The organism is Parafrankia sp. BMG5.11 (genome assembly GCF_004337455.1).
In genome coordinates this window covers 37,921-57,740 of sequence record NZ_SJXI01000028.1, presented here as the reverse complement: position 1 = coordinate 57,740, position 19,820 = coordinate 37,921, and the positions used below count along the sequence as shown (strand labels likewise).

The 19,820-nt window shown below is 73.6% G+C and carries 18 protein-coding genes and 1 tRNA gene; 8 read left to right on the top strand and 11 right to left on the bottom strand.

Going from position 1 to position 19,820, the window contains the following annotated elements; all coding sequences use genetic code 11:
* Positions 1-17 precede the first annotated feature (17 nt).
* From E0504_RS21285 to E0504_RS21250, 7 genes are all read right to left on the bottom strand, one after another.
* Positions 18-644, bottom strand: a complete 627-nt coding sequence (locus E0504_RS21285) for a 50S ribosomal protein L25/general stress protein Ctc (RefSeq protein ID WP_071059186.1) — start codon at positions 642-644, stop codon at positions 18-20.
* 300 nt (positions 645-944) lie between these two features.
* Positions 945-1,592 (bottom strand): alkaline shock response membrane anchor protein AmaP, encoded by a 648-nt coding sequence (locus E0504_RS21280; protein WP_112105071.1) that lies wholly within the window; start codon positions 1,590-1,592, stop codon positions 945-947.
* Positions 1,589-2,389: a DUF6286 domain-containing protein gene (locus tag E0504_RS21275; protein ID WP_112105070.1), complete on the bottom strand. Its 801-nt coding sequence runs from the start codon at positions 2,387-2,389 to the stop codon at positions 1,589-1,591. The genes E0504_RS21280 and E0504_RS21275 overlap by 4 nt, the downstream gene beginning before the upstream one ends.
* A 147-nt stretch (positions 2,390-2,536) precedes the next feature.
* Complete coding sequence (locus E0504_RS21270) at positions 2,537-2,926, bottom strand: Asp23/Gls24 family envelope stress response protein (protein ID WP_131625746.1); 390 nt, start codon at positions 2,924-2,926, stop codon at positions 2,537-2,539.
* A complete protein-coding gene (locus E0504_RS21265) occupies positions 2,923-3,162 on the bottom strand; it encodes a hypothetical protein (protein WP_112105068.1) in 240 nt (79 codons plus the stop codon). Before E0504_RS21265 ends, E0504_RS21270 begins: the two co-directional genes overlap by 4 nt.
* A gap of 493 nt (positions 3,163-3,655) precedes the next feature.
* Positions 3,656-4,066 (bottom strand): hypothetical protein, encoded by a 411-nt coding sequence (locus E0504_RS21255; RefSeq protein WP_235013694.1) that lies wholly within the window; start codon positions 4,064-4,066, stop codon positions 3,656-3,658.
* On the bottom strand, positions 4,063-4,635 hold the full coding sequence (locus tag E0504_RS21250; protein WP_112105066.1) for an Asp23/Gls24 family envelope stress response protein: 573 nt from the start codon (positions 4,633-4,635) through the stop codon (positions 4,063-4,065). The genes E0504_RS21255 and E0504_RS21250 overlap by 4 nt, the downstream gene beginning before the upstream one ends.
* A gap of 490 nt (positions 4,636-5,125) precedes the next feature.
* On the opposite strand from E0504_RS21250, the gene E0504_RS21245 reads away from it, so the two are divergent.
* Both E0504_RS21245 and E0504_RS21240 read left to right on the top strand, forming a co-directional pair.
* On the top strand, positions 5,126-6,202 hold the full coding sequence (locus tag E0504_RS21245; protein WP_235013700.1) for a 4-(cytidine 5'-diphospho)-2-C-methyl-D-erythritol kinase: 1,077 nt from the start codon (positions 5,126-5,128) through the stop codon (positions 6,200-6,202).
* A 94-nt stretch (positions 6,203-6,296) separates the two neighbouring features.
* Positions 6,297-8,195: an ABC-F family ATP-binding cassette domain-containing protein gene (locus E0504_RS21240; RefSeq protein WP_112105065.1), complete on the top strand. Its 1,899-nt coding sequence runs from the start codon at positions 6,297-6,299 to the stop codon at positions 8,193-8,195.
* Positions 8,196-8,311: 116 nt separating this feature from the next.
* On the opposite strand, the gene E0504_RS21235 is transcribed toward E0504_RS21240, so the two are convergent.
* Positions 8,312-9,331, bottom strand: coding sequence for a fatty acid desaturase (locus E0504_RS21235; RefSeq protein ID WP_020458421.1), 1,020 nt, complete (start codon positions 9,329-9,331; stop codon positions 8,312-8,314).
* A gap of 480 nt (positions 9,332-9,811) precedes the next feature.
* Here E0504_RS21235 and E0504_RS21230 point away from each other — a divergent pair.
* The 4 genes from E0504_RS21230 to E0504_RS21215 all read left to right on the top strand — a co-directional run bounded on the left by E0504_RS21230 (position 9,812) and on the right by E0504_RS21215 (position 14,422).
* A tRNA-Gln gene (locus E0504_RS21230) sits at positions 9,812-9,883 on the top strand.
* 450 nt (positions 9,884-10,333) lie between these two features.
* Positions 10,334-11,857, top strand: coding sequence for a bifunctional UDP-N-acetylglucosamine diphosphorylase/glucosamine-1-phosphate N-acetyltransferase GlmU (gene glmU / locus E0504_RS21225; protein WP_112105064.1), 1,524 nt, complete (start codon positions 10,334-10,336; stop codon positions 11,855-11,857).
* 448 nt (positions 11,858-12,305) lie between these two features.
* Positions 12,306-13,280: a ribose-phosphate diphosphokinase gene (locus tag E0504_RS21220; RefSeq protein ID WP_112105063.1), complete on the top strand. Its 975-nt coding sequence runs from the start codon at positions 12,306-12,308 to the stop codon at positions 13,278-13,280.
* Positions 13,281-13,402: 122 nt separating this feature from the next.
* The gene (locus E0504_RS21215; RefSeq protein WP_071059168.1) at positions 13,403-14,422 is read left to right on the top strand and encodes a tryptophan--tRNA ligase; all 1,020 of its coding nucleotides are present in this window, start codon (positions 13,403-13,405) and stop codon (positions 14,420-14,422) included.
* 23 nt (positions 14,423-14,445) lie between these two features.
* Here the strand turns inward: E0504_RS21215 and rsmA are convergent, their stop codons facing one another.
* Both rsmA and E0504_RS21205 read right to left on the bottom strand, forming a co-directional pair.
* Positions 14,446-15,339 carry a 16S rRNA (adenine(1518)-N(6)/adenine(1519)-N(6))-dimethyltransferase RsmA gene (gene rsmA / locus E0504_RS21210; RefSeq protein ID WP_131625785.1) on the bottom strand — a complete coding sequence of 298 codons (894 nt, stop codon included), beginning with the start codon at positions 15,337-15,339 and terminating at the stop codon, positions 14,446-14,448.
* On the bottom strand, positions 15,333-16,157 hold the full coding sequence (locus E0504_RS21205; protein ID WP_071059166.1) for a TatD family hydrolase: 825 nt from the start codon (positions 16,155-16,157) through the stop codon (positions 15,333-15,335). The genes rsmA and E0504_RS21205 overlap by 7 nt, the downstream gene beginning before the upstream one ends.
* A 212-nt stretch (positions 16,158-16,369) precedes the next feature.
* Between E0504_RS21205 and E0504_RS21200 the strand changes: the two genes are divergently transcribed.
* Entirely contained in the window at positions 16,370-17,707 is a 1,338-nt protein-coding gene (locus E0504_RS21200; RefSeq protein ID WP_131625745.1) for an ABC transporter substrate-binding protein, read from the top strand.
* A 12-nt stretch (positions 17,708-17,719) separates the two neighbouring features.
* The gene (locus tag E0504_RS21195; RefSeq protein WP_112106950.1) at positions 17,720-18,367 is read left to right on the top strand and encodes a YdcF family protein; all 648 of its coding nucleotides are present in this window, start codon (positions 17,720-17,722) and stop codon (positions 18,365-18,367) included.
* 54 nt (positions 18,368-18,421) lie between these two features.
* Here E0504_RS21195 and E0504_RS21190 read toward each other — a convergent pair whose 3' ends face one another.
* Positions 18,422-18,970, bottom strand: coding sequence for a YdcF family protein (locus E0504_RS21190; RefSeq protein WP_112106951.1), 549 nt, complete (start codon positions 18,968-18,970; stop codon positions 18,422-18,424).
* Positions 18,971-19,820 lie beyond the last annotated feature (850 nt).

The following is a 19,820-nucleotide window of genomic DNA, read 5'->3' as shown; positions in this document are numbered from 1 at the left end:
CCGTTCGCCGGAACAGATCAGGCCGAGGCAGCCGGGGCGGCGGCCGTGCCCTCAGTGCCCTCGGCGGTCTCACCGAGATCGGCTTCCATCTGGGCGACCGTGCGCTTGGCCAGGCCCTGGACGACGACGAGCTCCCCGTCGGCCTCGAGCTCGACACCCTGCGGCAGCTCCAGCTGGGCGGCCGTGATGCCGTGACCCGCCTCGAGGCCGGTGATGTCGACCTCGATCCGGTCCGGCAGCGACGCCGCGTCGGCCTTCACCGACAGCGCCGTGACCTGCTGGTCGACCAGAGTGTCGGGGTCGGCCTCACCGATGAGGACGAGCGCGACCTCGACCGAGACGTGCTCGCCCCGGTTGACCAGGACCAGGTCGACGTGCTCATAGCTGCCGCGGATCGGGTGGCGCTGGACCTCCTTGGGCAGCGCCAGCTCCGTCTGGCCCGACAGCTCCAGCGTCAGCAGGACGTTGGTGCCGGCGTCGGTCTTGAACGCGTGCAGCAGATCGTGAGCGGGCAGCGCGATGTGGCGCGGCGGCTGGCCGTGACCGTAGAGAACAGCCGGGACCTTGCCGGCCCGGCGGGTGCGACGAGCCCCGCCCTTCCCGAACTCGGTGCGCGGCTCCGCGGCGATGCGGACCTCGGACATGGGGGCGCTCATCCTTTCAGCAATGTGAACTCGGCGCCTGGCGGTCACCGACCGCCGATCACCAGGAGATGGTGACTCAGCGGCGAAAGGTGGCTCAGCGCCGGACGGCGGGGCCGCGCCATCATGGACGCGGTCCTCAACAGTACCGGAAGCTTCGCTGTCAACACCCGGGAGGTGTCGTGTCGCCCCGACCTCGCTGCCGCGGCTCCCCCCGCCCGGCTCGCGAAAGCGCGCAAACTCCCCGGCGCGGTGCGCCCGCCGACTCACCCTGAATGGCGCCTGGATGGCGCCTGGATGGCGTCAGCGCACCCTGGCCGGCGGGCCGGCGTGTACCGCGAGATCGATCTCGGCGCCGAGATCCGGGCGTCCCACCGCGCGGCGCGCCCGTGGCAGCACCCGCTCCTCGACGTCGGAACGGACGGCGCGGATGTCCGCCCCGGCATCCGCCTCGACGGCCAGCTGGAGCACCGGCCGGCGCGGCCGCCCGCGCACGACCACCCGCACCGCGTGCACCACGGGGTTCGCGACCAGGTCCGCCGCGACGGCGTCCGCGAGCGCGGCGGTGTCGAGGTGAACCCCGCCGACCTCGTCGTCAGTCACATAGAGACCACGGAGCCGGCTCGTCCGGGCCTGGGCGACCAGCCATCCGACGGCGCACAGGGCCACCACGCCGGCGGCCGTGCCCACGACCGGCCAGAACCACCCGTGCCGCGCCGCGAAGGAGCGGACATCCCCCCCGAGCACGGGCTGATCGGCGAGCGCCGGGCCGAACAGACCCGATCCGGCCAGCAGGACCAGCACTCCACCGCTCACCAGCACCAGGCCGACCAGCACCAGGAGGACCTGGTTACAACGGTCCACCACCGGGATGAAGGCGCGCGTCGGCGCGGGTGAGCCGGCGCCGGCCGACGGAGCCGCGTGCCGGGCCGGAACGCCGCCGCGGGTCATCGCCGGCCCCCGGGCGTCCCCGAGCGGGCGGTACCGATCTCGCGCTTCGTGCCCGGTGCCGCGGCGGCCGGCGACGCACGCCAGGCCCCGGGCACGGTCCGGGCCGCGGCGGAGGCGGGCTCGGGCTCGGTCGACACCGGGGAGTTCGACGTTGGCAGCGACGACACGGAAACCGGCGAGGTTGACGTCGACACCGACGAAAGCGAGGGCGACACCGACGAAGGCGAGGGCGACACCGGTGGGGCGACGAGCCCGTGGCCGGAACGCCGGCCGGGGCGCTCGGAGCTCGTCGTGAGCATCAGTCGCGGCGGGCGCAGCAGGTCGAACGACTCCACCCTGCGCGCCAGCCGCGCCCGGGCCTCGACCATCACACCGGTGGACGTCCGCGGCCGCAGCCGGGCGCGGACCACGGCACGCCGCCGCCGCACCCGGACCGAGACGGCCGAGACCCCGTCGACCGCGAGCGCGCTCTGCCGCAACGCCCGCACGAGTGCCCGGCGGGGAACGAACACCGCCGCGCCGGGCGTGGTCGGGCGGGTCCGGAAACGCGACCTCGCGCCCAGCCGGGCGCAGAGGAACAGCAGGCCGGCGCCGACGAGCACGACGCACACCCCCACGAGCCGGACGGCGCCGCTCGACCACGACCAGTCACCGAGACGCGCCGACCAGGCTGGCCAGTCGACCAGAGCGGGCCCGTGCCCGCCCGCGGCGACGATGATCTCCACCAGCGTGATGACGCCGGCGGCGGCGAGCACCGCCGCCACGAGCGCCGCAAGGACGCGGTTACCGGCCCGCATGGCGCCTCCCTCCCGCGCCGAGGGGGTTCGAACCGCCGGTCTCCGGCACGGACAGAACAACCGGCACGGTTCGGCCTGCCCGCGAGCGGCCACGCTGACACGCCGGGTCACCGCCCGCTCGGGCCTGCGCGCGCAGGCTCGAGCGGGTCACGGGCCCGCCCCCGCGGACAGCAGCGGGATGTCGATGTCGATGCGGGCGACGGGCAGCCCGGCGAGCGCGGCCACCCGTTCGCGCACCCTGTCCCGGACGGCCTGCGTGGTCTGGCTCACCGAGGCCGGGTAGGTGATCGACAGCGTCAGCGACACCCAGGCCGCTCCGTCGACCACCCGCACCGTCGCCTCGGGACGACCGCTCGGCCGGCCACCGGGCGAGCCGTCGCGCAGAAACGCGGCGACCCTGGTCGCCGCCCGGGGCGGCGGGCCCGCGACAGCCTCCACATCGGCGGCGGCGATCGCGGCGATCTTCGCCACGACCCGCTCGGCGACCAGCAGCCGGCCCGGACCGCCGGCGCCGCCGCCGAGATGATCGGGGCTCACGGCTGTTCCCGGCCCCGGCCGCCGCCGGGGAACCGACCGCGGTCCCGGCCCGGCCGCGACTGGTCGAACCGGCCCCGGTCGAACCGGCTGAGGTCGATCTCGCCGTCGACGAGCTTCCCGACGATCAGGCCGAGGGCCCCGAAGAGCAGGACGATCAGGAACTCGCCGAACCCGCCGAACGCGAGCGCGAGGCCCGCGACGAGCCCGGCGATCAGTCCGAGCGCACTCGATCGCATCCGAGGTCCTCCCTCACCGGCACTGCCAGCAACCTGGCACGCCGCCCGCTCTCACCAGCAGCGCCAGTGACCTGGCGTGCCGCTCGTTCCGGACCGGTGCGCGCCGCCTCCTGCACGCCGCGTCACCCTGATTCCCAGTCTCGGCCGCGTGGCCTTGGCCTTCCAGTTCGCGGCCCGGGCCCTCCAGTTCGCGATCTCCCAGTTCGCGCCCTCCCGGCGGACCAGCCGCGCACGGGCCCGCCCGAGTGGGCCACGCTTTCGGTAGAAGGTCACGGTCGGGGCCGGCCTCGTTCCGTCCGGACCGCCCCCGACATCACCGTGGCCACCGCCGCCGGGCCTGCCACCAGGCCCGATATCTGTGCGACCGCCGCCGGCACCGGCCGCGGTGAACGCCCGCAGGCCGGCCTGGAACGCCTCGGGATCGCCGCCGCGGTCCGGGTGGTTGTCGAGGATGAACCGCCGCCGCGCCGCCCGCGCCCGCGCGGCGCGGGGGTCAGGTGACACCGACCCAGGCCGGGACGTCGACCTCGAGATCATCGATGATCACATCGATCCGGGGACAGCCCGGGGCCGCGAGGGCCACCGCCGCCCGGACCTGCGCCGCGAGCTCAGCCACGGTCGGCCCGAACCGGCAGACCACGCGAACCGTGATCCCCTCCGGCCTGGCACCGGCCGCCGCGCCGTCCCGGGGAGCCATGCCGTCCCGGAGCGTGACGCCCGCGGTCGGTCGACCGACCAGTCGGACGACGTCCGGGCAGGCACGCACCCGGGCGGCGACCTCGTCCATCTCGGCGATGCCGGCCCGGTACATGTCAGCTGGTCCGGCCACATCAGCCGGCACGGGGACGTCGACCAGACCGGGCGGGTCGGCCGGTGCCGGACGGGCTGGCTCCCGCGCGGTCAACGGACCCGTGGCGGGGCCTCCGCCGCCTCGTCGTCGCCGATGTAGACGTCGTCCACGGCGATGTTGACCTCGGTGACCTCCAGGCCGGTCATCTGCTCGACCGAGTCGACGACGTTGCGGCGGACCGCCTGCGAGAGGTCGACGATCGAGACGCCGTACTCGCAGACGACGTCCAGGTCGATCGCGGCCTGCCGCTCGCCCACCTCCACCGACACGCCCTGCGACACGCTGGGGCTCGTTCCGGGCAGGTGTGCTCGGAAGGTGCCCATCGCGCGGCTGCCACCGGTTCCGAGAGCGTGGACCCCGGTCACCTCCCTGGTCGCGACACCGGCGATCTTGCGGACCACGGAGTCCGCGATCGATGTCCGTCCCTGCGCCGTCACCAGCTCGGTGAAGGCACGCCGGGCGGGAGCCGTGGACCGCTCGGCCACGCCGTTCCAGTGGCTCTCCCCCGACCGGGCCCGGTCGGGCCCACCGGGCCGACTCTCCCCCGCTCCCTTGGCAGTGCCTGTCTCGACTCCCTTGGCGGTGCCTGTCTCGACGCTCTGTGTCCGCGTGGTGGTCGTCATCGCTGCTCCTCCCGCGTCACCGTGCCTCCGCCCGGCCGGCGGCGCCGTGACGACTTAGGGCCGCGGCGGCTTGGGCCGCGGCGCGCGCCCGGTGGCCGGGGAGGTCACCGGTGCCGTCCACCCGACGAGGTACCCGCCCCGCCCGGGCTAATACGTCCCCGCCGGAACCGGCTGGTACGTCCACGCAGGAAGCGGCCGGGCACCCGGGAGGCGGGTAGCGGACACCGGAACGCACCCGGAGGCGCCAGAACCGGCGGGACGCAAGAGCCGCTCCGCCGCCGCGACCGATAAGTTGAGCACGGGCCCCTACGTTGAGCGCGGGCCCCGGTGACCAACACCGGCCATGCCGAGTGCGCTCGCCGCGAGCGACGCCTGAGCCAAGGAGCGTCCGTTGCCTCGATCGCATCCGGGTCGACGCGCCACCGAACCCGGCCGCCCCCTGCCGACCGTCACCGTTCGCGCTCCCGCCAAGGTCAACCTCCACCTCGGGGTGGGCCCACGCCGGCCCGACGGCTACCACGAGGTGACGACGATCCTGCAGGCCGTCGCGCTGTACGACGACATCACCGCGACGTCGGTCCCCCCGGAGTCACTCGCCGGGCCCGACGGCGCCGGCCCGGTGTTCACCGACGAGGACCCGATCGCGGTCACGGTCGGCGTCGCCGGCGAGGGCGCGCGACCGGCGACGTCAGACGACGCGGACGGCGCTGGCGACGGCCCGGGTGGTTCCCCGGGTGACACCGGCGCCGAGCCGTCCGTCTCGGTGGTGCCGACCGGTAAGGACAACCTGGCTGTCCGCGCCGCCTACCTGGTCGCCGAGGCCGCCGGGATCCGCGGCGAGGCCGTCCACCTGACGCTGTCGAAGGGCATCCCGGTCGCCGCCGGGATGGCCGGCGGCAGCGCCGACGCGGCCGCGGCCCTGCTCGCCTGCGACACGCTGTGGGGCGCCGGCCTCGACCGCGAGACCCTCGTCGCGCTGGCCGCCAAGCTGGGCAGCGACGTCCCGTTCCCGCTCACCGGTGGGACGGCGCTGGGCACCGGCCGCGGTGAGCAGCTCACCGACGTCCTCGGGCGCGGCGAGTACCACTGGGTGTTCGCGCTCGCCGACGGCGGGCTGTCGACGCCCGCCGTCTACGGCGAGTTCGACCGGCTCTCCGAGGGCAGGCTGCGCACCGGGCCCACGCCCGCGGACGCCGCCCTGAGCGCCCTGCGCAGCGGGGATCCGGCGGAGCTCGGAGCCGCCCTGGTCAACGACCTGCAGCCGGCGGCGCTGCGGCTGCGCCCGTCCCTGCGGCGGGTGCTGGAGAGCGGGCTGGAGCTGGGCGCGATCGGCGCGATCGTGAGCGGATCCGGGCCGACCTGCGCTTTCCTCGCCCGCGACGCGGCGGCGAGCGTCTCGCTCGCCGCGAGCCTCGCCGGCATGGGCGTCGCGCGCGCCGTCCGGCGGGCCCACGGCCCGGTCGCCGGAGCACGGGTGATCCCGGCGGACCCGGCCGGTCCGGGTGGGGAGCCGGGCAGCTCCGCGGCGCAGTCCCCGCCGCTTTCCCCCTCCTCGTCACCGGCGTGACCCGCCCGCCTGCATACTCGGACACGTTCCGGGCACGGGACGCGTCCGAGTACGCGGCGGATGTCACGGTCGAAGTCGTGGGGAGAATCGTCGCGTGAGCCCGGTCGTTGTCTCGTTGGAGAGCGTCTCGGCAGCGCACGGCACCCGAACGCTGCTGGACGGCGTCGGCCTCGGGCTCGACATCGGCGAACGGGTCGGCGTGGTCGGCCGCAACGGAGCCGGCAAGTCGACCCTCCTCAACATCATTTCCGGGACGCACCCGCCCGACTCGGGTCGGGTCGTGCACGCCGGCGGCACCCGGGTCGGCGCCCTCTCGCAGGCCGACTCGCTGCCCGGCGGCACCGTCCGCTCGGCCGTCGTCGGCGACGTGCCCGACCATGTCTGGGCGGCCGACCCGCGGCAGCGGGCCGTGCTCACCGGCCTCGGCCTGATCGACCGGCTCGACGAGGAGACCGGGCCGATGTCCGGCGGCGAGCGCCGCCGCGTCGCGCTGGCCCGCCTGCTCGTGCAGGAACTCGACCTGCTGATCCTCGACGAGCCGACGAACCATCTCGACGTCGAGGGCGTCGCCTGGCTCGCACGCCACCTCGCCACCCGGCGCTGCGCGCTGATCGTCGCCACCCACGACCGGTGGTTCCTCGACGAGGTGTGCGACCAGGTGTGGGAGGTCGTCGACGGCCGGGTCGACGCCTACGAGGGCGGCTACTCCGCCTACGTGCTCGCCCGGGCGGAACGCTCCCGGCGCGCCGACGCGACCGAGGCCCGCCGGCAGAACCTGCTACGCAAGGAGCTGGCCTGGCTGCGCCGCGGCCCGCCGGCCCGCACCAGCAAGCCCCGCTTCCGCATCGACGCCGCCAACGCGCTGATCGCCGACGAGCCGCCCGCCCGCGACAGCCTTGAGCTACGCACCTTCGCGGCGTCCAGACTGGGCAAGGACGTCTACGACGTCGAGGACGTCGACCTCACCGTCGGTGACCGCACGCTGCTGCGCGACGTGACCTGGCGGCTCGGCCCCGGCGACCGGATCGGCCTGGTCGGCGTGAACGGCGCCGGCAAAACCTCTCTGCTGCGGCTGCTCATCGGCACCCTCGAACCGGGCGCGGGGCGGGTCCGTCGCGGGGCGAGCGTGCGCCCGGCGATCCTGTCCCAGGAGGTCACCGAGCTGCCCGGCGACCTGCGGGCACTCGAGGCGGTCGAGCAGGTCGCCCGCATCCTGGCGGTGGAACGCGGCCGGGAGCGCACCGCCGGCCAGATGCTCGAGCAGTTCGGCCTGCCCTCGAGCCGGCAGTGGACCAGGGTGCGCGACCTCTCCGGCGGCGAGCGCCGCCGCCTGCAGCTCCTGCGTCTGCTGATGGGACGCCCGAACGTCCTCCTCCTGGACGAGCCCACGAACGACCTCGACACCGACACGCTGACCGCGCTGGAGGACCTGCTCGACTCCTGGCCCGGAACCCTCGTCGTCGTCAGCCACGACCGTTACTTCCTGGAGCGGACCTGCGACGTCGTCTGGGCCCTGCTGGGCGACGAGCGGATCCGGATGCTGCCCGGCGGCGTCGAGGAGTACCTGGCCCGGCGCGCGGCGGCGGGCGGCTCCCCAGGTTCCGGGACGGCCGGTTCGGGTGCCTCCACCGCCTCGGGTGCCTCGGGGCGTTCCGCTGGTTCAGGCGGCTCGTCCGGCTCCGGTGGCTCGGGCGGCGGCGCGGGGGGTCCGGCTGGGCCGGGCTCGGCCGCGGGCTCCGGGCAGGCGTCGGGAACGGACGCGCGTCCGGCCCTGAGCTCGGGCGAACTGCGTGCGGCCCGCAAGGAGCTGGCCCGGTTGGAACGGACCCTCGAAAAACTGGGACGTCGCGAGTCCGAGCTGCACAAGGCGCTGGCCGAGGCCGCCACCGACCACGAGCGCATCCTCACCCTCGACGCCGAGCTCCGCGCCCTCACCAGCGAGAAGGACCAGACCGAGGACCAGTGGCTCACCCTGGCCTCCAAGATCGAATAATCCCCTGCAAGGCCGCTCCGGCACCCGACCCGGGGCTCGGGTCGGGTGCCGGGGCGGAAAGACAGATGCCGAGGTCGAGAGCCGGGACCAGCGGCGCGGGGAGTGGACGACGCCGGTCAGGCGCGCTTGGCGGCCAGGCGGGCGGGGTCGGGCCAGCGGACGTCCCGGGCCAGCCCGAGGATCTCCAGAGTCTTGATCACGTAGAAGCTGGTGTCGATCTGCCAGGGGCGGACGCCGTGCCGGGCCGAGGTCGGCTCGGCGTGGTGCAGGTTGTGCCAGGACTCGCCCATGGAAAGCAGGGCCAGCGGCCACACGTTGCCCGAGCGGTCGCGGGAGCGGTAGGGCCGGGAGCCCATGACGTGGCAGATGCTGTTGACCGACCAGGTCACATGGTGGAGCAGCGCCACCCGGACGAGCGAGGCCCAGAAGAAGGCCTGGAGCGCGGCCTCGAACGAACCGCCCCACAGGCCGCCGATGACCGCGGGCAGGGCGAGGCTGACGAAGGCGCAGAGAGCAAACGAACGGCTCACCCGGACGATCATCGGGTCGTCCAGGAGGTCGGGGGCGTAGCGGCGCTGGTCGGTCTGCTCGACGTCGAAGAGCCAGCCGACGTGGGCGTGCCAGAGCCCGCGGGCGAGGGCGGCCGGGCCGGTGCCGTAGCGCCACGGTGAGTGCGGGTCACCGTCGGCGTCGCTGAAGGCGTGGTGACGGCGGTGGTCGGCCACCCAGCGGATCACCGGGCCCTCTATGGCCATGTTGCCGGCGATGGCGAGCGCGGCACGCACCGGCTTGGAGGTCTTGAAACCCCGGTGGGTGAAATAGCGATGGAATCCGACGGTGACGCCGTGGCCGGTGATCGCGTACATCACCGCCGCGAGGATGACGTCCCGCCATGTGATCCAGTGGTCCCACAACAACGGAACTGCCGCGACAAGCGCCGCGAACGGAAATAGGATCGTCGCCACAAGCACAAGCTGTTCGCCACGCGCCCGGAACATCGAGGGAGTGGTGGTGTGGGACTCGGTCGGCGCCGGCGACGTGACCCCGCCGGCATCCGCGACGGACTGGTCACCTCCAACCACGGCCGCACCCTGATGCCTGGTTTCGGTCGCTTTCACCGTGTCGGTAGCGGTCATTGCTTCATCCCGTCCGTCGCGGTGGGCCGCCCACTGCCGACCCTCTGGTCGCCACGTTAGCCCGCCTGGATGACAACGGGCACCATTCACGGCGTCCGCCACGCAAACGGGCCGGACCGCCCAGCCCACGCCGACGGCCTCCACGCGACGGATGGCATCTTTCCCGATCCACAGGATTCCACCCCCCTCCGCGCCGACACCCCTCGCGACAGGATCATCACCTTGCGTCGGGATCAACCGACGGCGGCGAAAGTGTTCACACGGACACAACACGAATACACCCGACGACCTCGGCCGGGGGGTGACTACGTGCCGCGACGCCCTGACGCCGCTCCAGCTAGAGCCGGGCCCGGGACACACCCTGATCCGCACAGCACACCGGGGGGACCACAGACACTCGCCGGGAGGCCCACGTACATTTCTTCCGTTGCCGGGCACGATGGTAGAGTGGGTGCGGCAGTAACCCTGTTTTACCCGCGGTCCGCCGTAGTGTAATCGGCAGCACAGGAGATTTTGGTTCTCTTAGTCCACGTTCGAGTCGTGGCGGCGGAGCACAAGCAGTCGCGGGGTGCCGAAATTGTTTCGACAAGACGGCGTCTTGATTTTCAAGATACGTCCAGTCAAAAGATTTCCCTCTTTGCCGCTCTCGCGTTCGCGCGATGCGGCAGACCGCACGGAGTCACCCACCGTCGCCGAGGTTGGAGTGCCTCTTCGGTAGGCTGACAGCCGATGCCTCACCCTCCGCGGGCCGGCCGAACAGGACCGACCCCACGGCGCTCACCGTGAGTCAGACGCACCGCGAGTCAGCCGCACCCGGGTCGGAAGCGTCCCGGGGTCGGACAACTCGGCGGGTCAGGCACTCAGCGGGCCGGGTGCGCAGCAGGTTCGGTGCGCAGAAGGTCCAGTACACGGCAGGTCCAGTGCACAGCGGGTCCGTCCACGGCGCGTCGTTCCCTCGGCAGGTCGGGCGCAGCCAGGTCCATCGAGATTGCGGGAGCTCGTGTGACTCAGCCACGTCCGGCGGCTGTCATCGTCCTGGCGGCGGGCGAGGGGCGGCGAATGCGTTCGGGCACCCCGAAGGTCCTGCATCGCCTCGCCGGTCTGACCCTGCTCGAGCATGTGCTCCGCGCGACCGAGCCGGTCGGGGCGCCCCGGGCGGTGGTCGTCGTCGGTCACGGGCGCGAGCAGGTCGCGGCCATGCTCGCCGAGCGGGCGCCGCATGTCATCACCGCCGTCCAGGAGCACCAGGGCGGGACGGGCCACGCCGTGCGTGCCGCGCTGGCGGCGCTGGACGGTCTCCCGCCCGACGCGTCCGTCGTCGTGCTGCCCGGCGACACCCCGCTGCTGACCGGCGAGACCATCGCCGGCCTGGTCGAGCGCCATCAGGCGCTGGGCGCGGCGGCCACCGTTCTGTCGGCCTTCGTCGCCGACCCGACCGGGTACGGCCGCATCGTGCGCGGCGACGGCGGCCAGGTGCGGGCGATCGTCGAGCAGCGGGACGCCGACCCCGCGACCGCCGCGATCAGGGAGATCAACGCCGGCGTCTACGTGTTCGACGTCGAGCTGCTGCAGTCCGCGCTGAAGCGGCTCACCACCGACAACGCGCAGGGCGAGGAGTACCTCACCGACGTGGTCGGCCTGCTCGTCGCGGACGGCGAGCCGATCGGGGCGCACGTCGTCGCCGACGCGGCCGAGGCCGGCGGAGTCAACGACCGGGTGCAGCTCAGCGAGGCCGGCCGCACGCTGCGCGAACGGATCACCCGCGCCGCAATGCTCGGCGGGGCCACGATCGTCGACCCGGTCACCACCTGGATCGACGTCGACGTCACCCTGGAGCCGGACACGACCGTCTGGCCGAACACGCACCTGCGTGGGGCCACGACGATCGCCACCGGGGCGGAGGTCGGCCCGGACTGCACCCTCATCGACACGGTCGTCGGCGCGGGAGCGCGTGTCGTCAGCTCGGTGACCGAGCGCGCCGAGGTCGGTGCCGGCGCCGTCGTCGGGCCGTTCGCCCACCTGCGCGCGGGGACCAGGCTCGGTCGCAGCGGCAAGATCGGCGCCTTCGTCGAGACGAAGGCCGCCGACATCGGCGATGAGTCCAAGGTCCCCCATCTCGCCTACGTGGGCGACGCGGTGGTCGGCGAGCGCAGCAACATCGGCTGCACCACGGTGTTCGTCAACTACGACGGGGTCGCCAAGCACCGCACGGTGATCGGTTCGGACGTCCGGATCGGCAGCGACACCATGCTGGTGGCCCCGGTGACCGTGGGGGACGGCGCCTACACCGGCGCCGGCGCCGTCATCAGGGAGGACGTCCCACCGGGAGCGCTCGCGATCAGGGAGGGCCGGCAGCGCAACGTGCCGGGCTGGGTACTGCGCCGCCGGCCGGACAGCCCCGCGGCGCAGGCCGCGCTGCGCGCCCGGCAGCATGAGGCGGAAACGGCCGAGCCAGCCGGACACAAGCAGGCCACGCCCGAGCCGGCCGGGCAGGAGCCCGGCCAGCCCGGGCAGTCGGGCACGTGAGTTGAACCACAGCCCGGCCCCGGGACCCGGTATCGCTGGCGTTTTCGCCGCGCGAGGCCGAACGTAGAAACCGTTTGGCCGCAGGTGGGCTGATCTGCGGCTATCGATACCGTCGTACACAGTCTGCCGCGTGGAAGGGGACGCCTGATCCCGAGTCGCTCGTTCCCGGCCGCCTGCGCCATGCCCGGGCGGAACGGGTAGATCTGACCTGACCAGGCAGTGACCCCAGCCCAGGCCCCGGCGCGACGGGTACCCGCCCGCCGCCGGTCGCCGCCCGGCCCCCCGACGACCACCGCGACCAGCAGACGAGCCAGTCGAGTCCGACGAAGCAGCAGCGCCACCAGCAGACGAGTCAGCCGCAGACGAACACATCAACGGTCCACGTCCGCAACCGTCCGTGTCACGGGCCGCCTGTCAGAGCCGCCAGTCATGCCTTGAGGAGATAACGGTGGGATACCAGACCGAGAACCGCCGAAACCTGATGCTCTTCGCGGGGCGTTCCCACCCTGAGCTCGCGGCCGAGGTGGCCCGAGCCCTCGACGTGCGGCCGGTCCCCACGAACGCGTACGAGTTCGCCAGTGGCGAGATCTTCGTCCGCTTCGAGGAGTCCGTCCGCGGGTGTGACGCCTTCGTGCTCCAGTGCCACGCCGCGCCGGTGAACACCTGGCTGATGGAACAGCTCATCATGGTCGACGCGCTCAAGCGCGCCAGCGCCAAGCGCATCACCGTCGTCGCCCCGTTCTACCCGTACGCCCGCCAGGACAAGAAGCACCGCGGCCGCGAGCCGATCTCGGCCCGCCTCGTCGCCGACCTGTTCAAGACCGCCGGCGCGCACCGGCTGATGTCCGTCGACCTGCACACCGCCCAGATCCAGGGGTTCTTCGACGGCCCGGTCGACCACCTGTTCGCGCTGCCGCTGCTCGCGGACTACATCGAGAGCAAGCTCGACACGTCCGAGGTGACGGTCGTGGCGCCCGACTCCGGCCGGGTGCGCGTCGCGGAGCGGTGGACCGACCGGCTCGGCTGCCCGCTGGCGATCATCCACAAGCGCCGCGACCCGAACGTCCCGAACCAGGTCAAGATGTTCGACGTGGTCGGCGAGGTCCGCGGGCGCACCTGCGTGATCGTGGACGACATGATCGACACCGCCGGGACGATCACGAAGGCCGCGGAGTCCCTGAAGGCGCACGGCGCGACCGACGTCATCGCCGCGGCGACGCACGGCGTCCTGTCCGGCCCGGCCGCCGACCGGCTGAAGAACTCCGAGATCAGCGAGGTCGTCCTCACCAACACGCTGCCGTTGCCCAGCGAGGCCCGCATCGACAAGATCACCGAACTGTCGATCGCGCCGCTGATCGCCGCTGCCATCAAGGCCGTCTTCGAGGACGGCTCGGTGACCGGCCTGTTCGGCGGGGACGCCTGACCCACCACCACGCCGGCCACCCCCGGGGTGATCCCCTGCGCCCCCGAAGCCAGGCCCCTGAGCCCGGGCTTCGGGGGCGCGTTGGGGAGAGCGCGATCTGGTGGGCCGTAGAATCACCCGACATGACGCAGGACCGGCCACGGGTCTCGCTGACCGGCATCAAGCCGACCGGCGATCCGCACCTGGGCAACTACATCGGGGCGATCCGCCCCGCCCTCGACCTGACGGCGACGTACGAGTCGATCTACTTCATCGCCGACTACCACGCCCTGACCTCCATCCGGGACAGGGCGAAGTTCGCCGCCTACACCCGGTCCGTCGCCGCCACCTGGATCACGCTCGGGCTCGATCCCGAGCGCACGGTCTTCTACCGGCAGTCCGACGTCCCGGAGATCTTCGAGCTGACCTGGATCCTGTCCTGCGTCACGGGCAAGGGCCTGATGAACCGGGCGCACGCCTACAAGGCGGCGCGTGACCGCAACGCCGAGAGCGGCATCGCCGACCTCGACGCGGGCGTCAACATGGGGCTGTTCAACTACCCCATCCTGATGGCCGTCGACATCCTCGTCATGGGCGCGGACGTCGTCCCCGTCGGCCAGGACCAGTCGCAGCACCTCGAGATCGCCGCGGACATCGCCGGCTCGTTCAACCACCTCTACGGCGACGTGTTCAGCCTGAAGATTCCCGAGGCGGTGCTGCCGTCCGGGGTCAACGCGCGGACGATGCCCGGCACCGACGGCCGGAAGATGAGCAAGTCCTACGGGAACACGATTCCGCTGTTCGCGCCGCCGTCCCAGCTACGCAAACTGGTGCGCGGCATCCGCAGCGACAGCACGCCGGTCGAGGCGCCGAAGGATCCGGACGCCTCCGCCGCCTTCCAGATCTACGAGAACTTCGCGGACCCGGAGGCCGTCAAGGACATGCGGGTCCGCCTCGAGCAGGGCGGCACCGGCTGGGGCGAGCTGAAGAACGCCCTGTTCGAGACGCTCGACGCCTGGCTGACCCCGCTGCGGGCCCGCTACGACGAGCTGGTGGCCCCGGGCAGCGAGCTGGACGCGATCCTCGCCGCCGGCGCGGACAAGGCCCGCGACCGCGCCCGCCCCGTCCTCGCCGGCGCCCGCCGCGCCATCGGCGTCGGCTGACCGGCCCCGCCTGACCAGCGCGGTCAGGCGGGCTGGTCGGCCGGGAGGATGCGGGCCTGCTGGGCCAGCCGGGCGAACGCCTCGACGTCGAGGGTCTCGCCGCGGGCGCCCGGGTCCACCCCGGCCGCACGGGCGAGCTGCTCGGCTCGCGCGGGTGAGCCGGCCCAGGGGGCGAGCGCCGTCCGCAACGTCTTGCGTCGTTGGGCGAAGGCCGCGTCGACGGCCGCGAAGACCTCACGGCGCAGTCCGGCGTCCGCCGGTGGGGCGGCGCGCCGGGTGAAGGCGACGAGGCCGGAGTCGACGTTGGGCTGCGGCCAGAACACCGGGCGGGGCACCGCGCCGGCCGGCCGGGCCTGCGCGTACCAGGCCAGTTTCACGCTCGGCACGCCGTAGATCCGCCCGCCGGGCGGCGAGGTGAGGCGGTCGGCGACCTCGGCCTGCACCATCACCAGGCCCCGTTCGATCGACGGGAACCGCTCCAGCAGACCGAGCAGCAGCGGGACGGCCACGTTGTACGGCAGGTTCGCCGCCAGCACCGTCGGCGCGGCGACCGCCGGCGGCAGGTCGGCCGGCTCGACCCGCAGGCCGTCCGCCTCGACGACGTGGAGCCGGGCGGCCACCGTCGCCGGCAGCCGGGCCGCGGCGGTGACGGGCAGGGCGGCGGCGAGCACCGGATCGACCTCGACCGCGGCCACCGCCGCCGCCTCGGTGACCAGGCCGAGGGTGAGCGAGCCCAGCCCGGGGCCCACCTCGAGCGCGACGTCGTCCGGGCCGACCGCGGCCAGGCGCACCAGCCGGCGGACGGTGTTCGGGTCCACCAGGAAGTTCTGGCCCCTGCGCTTCGTCGGCCGCAGGTCAAGGGCGTGGGCGAGCTCCCGGATGTCGGCCGGCGAGAGCAGCGCCTCGGTCTCTACCAGGGCCCGAACGTCCGTTCCGCGTTGGCGGCGACCTGGGCGGCGAGCTCGTCGACGGCCTCGCCGCGGGTCTGTGCCAGCAGCCGCAGGGTGAGCGGCACCAGATACGGGCCGCCGGGCCGCCCGCGCCACGGGACCGGGGTGAGGTACGGCGCGTCGGTCTCGACCAGCAGGAGCTCGGCGGGCACCACCGCGGCGGCGTCGCGCAGCTCCTGGGCGTTCTTGAAGGTGACGTTGCCGGCGAAGGACATCACGTACCCGGCGTCGGCGCAGATCTTGGCCATCTCCGCGTCGCCGGAGAAGGCGTGGAACACGACCCGCTCGGGCGCGCCCTCCTCGGCCAGGATGCGCAGCGTGTCGTCGTGCGCCTCCCGGTCGTGGATCATCAGGGCCCGGCCGGTCTCCTTGGCGATGGCGATGTGCCGGCGGAAGCTCGCCTGCTGGGCGGCGTGCTGCTCCGGGGGCGTGCGGTAGTAGTCGAGCCCGGTCTCGCCGACCGCGCCGACACCGTCTAGGCGGGCGAGCGCCGCGATCGCCTCGAACGTCTCCTCGCCGACGCCGTTCGCCGCCGCGTTGGGATGGATCGCCACCGCCGCGCGGACCTCCGGGTTGGCCGCGGCGATCTCGGCCTGCCAGCGGCTGGTCGGCAGGTCGACGCCGACGGAGACCATCCGGGTGATGCCGACGGCGCGGGCCGCGGCGATGGCCTCGGCCACCGGGGTGCCCATCAGGTCCAGATGGCAGTGCGCGTCGACCGCCGGGACGGGCAGCGGCTCGGGCGGCGGTGGAGGGTCACCGACGCGTCCGGAGTTCCTCGCCACCCGTTCGCTCCTTCACCCGAGGACACACCCGAGGACACACCCGAAGGCGCATCGATGACGCCACCGCAGGACACGGCACGACACGGCACGAAGATCACGTCGTTGCCGCCGACATCCCCTTGCCCACCGCAGATCCTAGGGCTCCCGCCGGGTGTGCCGCCCCGACGGCCGTGGGATTCTGAAGGAGTGCTCGACCTCACGGGTTTCTGCCGATGACGACTCCGCTCCCCGTCGCGCTGGTCACGCCGTTGACCGGACCGGACGCCGCCCTTGGCCTGGCGGCACTGCGCGGAATGACGCTGTGGGCGCGTGACGAACGGCTGCCGCCGCCCTGGGACGAAGTGGGCGTGACGGCCTACGACGCCCACCCCGACCCGGTCGGCGCGATGCGCTCGGCCGCGGCGGCCGAGCCCGCCGCCGTCTTCGGCCCGGTCGGCCCGCGCGCGGCGCTCGCCGCGCTCGGCGCGACGGGCCGGGTCGTGTTCAACGCCGGTGCCCCGTCCACGCGTTTCATGCGCCAGTCGTTCCCGCACGTCGTCAACGTGGCCGCGCCGACCTCCACCTGGCCGCGCGGGGTGCTCTCGGCGATCCGCTCGGTGGACCGCCACGCCCGCCGGGTCGCGCTGCTGGCCTCGGGGGATCTCGCGGTCGAGCTGACGTCGGTGACCAAGGCCGCGGCCCGCTCCCAGGGTTACGACGTCACCTCCAACGTGTTCCCGCCCGGCCGCGGAGCGCAGGCGGCCCGGCTGCTCCCGCCGGCGGACGTCCTCATCGTGCACGGCGGCGCCGACGACGAGCTGGAGATCGCGAACGTGCTGCTGCGCCGCTCGTGGCGGGCCGCGGCGTTCTCCACCGCGGTGAGCGCCGAGGCCACGGCGACGCTGGGCGCGCTGCGCGAGGGCCTGCTGGCCCCGGCGAGCTGGGCCCCGGACAGCGTCGCCGAGGTGGGGACGGGCCCGACCGCACGGGAGTTCTCCGCCGACTTCGCCACGCTGCACGGCGTCCCGCCGACGGCGACCGCCGCCTGGGCGTACGTGGGGGGGCTGATCCTGGGGCGCTGCATCCGCCACTGCGGCGGCGTCGGCGACGCCTCGCTCCTGGCCGCCGCGCGCGGCCTCGACACCACGACCATGCTGGGCCGTTTCCGGCTCGACGAGGCGACCGGGCTCCAGGTCGGCCATCAGGTCCCGATCGTCCAGTGGCAGTCCGGCGCGTCCTGGACGGTCTGGCCCCGCGAAGCGGCGCGCGCGCCGTTCCACCACCCGCGCTGGAACGCCCCGCCGCCGGGCGGGGTGGACGTCGAGGCCGGTGCGCGGCCCGCGGACGCCCCGGCCGGGGAGGGGACGGCCACCGGCCCGGGCCCCGAGCCGACCCTGCCACTGCCCGCCCAGGACGCCCCCGCCCGCCCGTTCGGCCTGGGCCGGCCGAGGCCCGGGCTGGGCAGCGGCTTCGGTGCGCGCTGGCCGGCCTCGCCCGCCCCGGAGGGGCCTTCCGGCGGGCTGTCGGGCCCGGATGCCGACGCCGGCCGTCCGGCCGGCTGGCCGGGCTGAGGGGGCGCGGCGATGTCGGCACCACCAGCACGTCCCCCGTGGACGGGCGAGGACCCCTGGGGGGCCCGCGGACGGCCATCGGCGGGCCGCGAGCGACCACCGGCAGGTCCCGGGCAGCCGCCGGCGGGCCGCGCCCGGGACCGCGGGCGGCGGCGCATCACTGTGCTCGGGGTCCTCGGGGTCGTGAGCGTCATGTTCCTCGGCGCGACCTTCCGGCTGTTCGTCCATCCCCGGCGGGACTCCCCCGCCCCGGTCGACGCCATCGTGATGTTCGCCGGCAGCCCGGGCCGCCTCGAGCACGCGGTGAGCCTGGCCGTGGCCGGGTACGCGCCGACGCTGGCAGTCTCGGTGCCCACGGCGGACGACCCGTGCCCCCCGGCCATCCCGAACGTCGAGGTGATCTGCTTCGCCCCGGATCCGGTGACCACCCAGGGCGAGTCACGCTGGGTGGCCGCCGCGGCCGCCCGGTACGACTGGAAGTCGGTGCTCGTGATCACCTCGACCAGCCAGACGACCCGCGCGCGGCTGCGGCTGGGGCGCTGCTACTCGGGGCAGGTGCTCATGAGCCCGGTCGCGCCGGCAAAGAGCATGTGGCCGTACATGATCGCCTACGAGTGGGCCGCGATGGGCAAGGCGCTGATCGTCCAGCGGGACTGCTGACCGCTGCCGACCTGGCCGCTGATCTCGGCTGACCGCTGCCGGCCCGCCTGTCGATCAGCAGCCGCGCTGCCAGACCAGCGCCTTGACGGTCGCCGCGGTCTGGTAGGCGATCAGGTACGGCCACTGCCGTCGGGGGGTCCCGACGGCGTCCACCAGGACCTCACCGTCGTAGCAGCGCTCGATGCGCAGCCTGGCCCGGCTGTCCTGGGAGCGGTCCGTGACGAACAGGATCGAGCGCCAGCCGTGGATCCTGGCCAGGCGGCCGGCCTCGCGAGCCTCGCCCTGGGTGGTCACCGGGTCCGGCCAGAAGCAGATGACCTGGATGTCCCGGCCGACCTCGGCCGCGTCGGGGCACCGCCAGGTGCCGGGCATCGAGACCACCAGAACCGGGGCGATGCCGGACCTGGCCAGCTCGACGGCCTTGTCCCGCCGTTCGCCCGGACCCCCGAGCATGAAGATCGCGTCCACGGGACGCGGCTTGTCGATCCTCGGGAAGACGATCATTCGCACGTTCAGCACGGCGATCAGAAGCGCCGCACCGAGCACCCCGGAGCGCAGCGCACGCCGCCACCGCGGCCGCGCCTGCTGTGCGTCTGTGATCACACTCGTGACTGTAGACGGCGTACCTGTGGCCGCGGACCGGTCGAGACGTGCTCTGCTTCACGTTCCCCGACCACCCCCCGCGGTGAATCGCCCGGCGCGGCCGACGCGGCCGGCCGGAAGAAGTCAGCCGACGTCGCGTGACGGTGCCCCGGAAATCAGCCGGGCGCGGCGCACGCAAATACCGCGGGCGTCCATCCCGCATTCTGGTGGGCCTATGAGAGCCGGCTTCGCACCCCGCACCCGGCTCGCCAGGGCCATGCGGGCGGCCGGGCTCCAAGCCGGCCCGCCGGCCGGCGGCGAACGCTGTCGGGCGGTTCGGTGACCGGCCTGACCAGACATCACCGCACCCTCGCCCAGGCGGCCACGGCAGACATTCTCAGAGCACCACCCCCTTCGGGTGGAGGGGCCGAGTGAACCGGGTTTACCCGTGAGCAGCCGACACTTCATCCCATGGTCGACATCGCACCCCAGAAGAGATCTAAGCCACCTGCCACACGCACCGAAGGACCACGACGGAGTGAGTAAGGTGCTGATATAGTTCAGCACGCGGATGTCGGCCGCCGAGGTTTCGCTCAACCGACCTCGGCGACTACCGGGTCCGCGGTCATGCGCAGTGGCGCGGTGCATCCTCATCCCATCCCTTGCCGCCCAGCTCCCGCCGCCCGCCGCGCCGTCCATCAGGCCGAGCCGGGCACCGCCGGCACCGGCGGCCGGGCCACCGCCGGCGCCGGTCCGACATCGACCGCCGATTCATGCCGTCCACACTTCCGTGTATCGGAGTGCTCGGCCGCCGAGAAAACCCATCAGGTTCTCCGGCTGCCCGGGTACCGGGCGCAAGAGGGAGATCTTC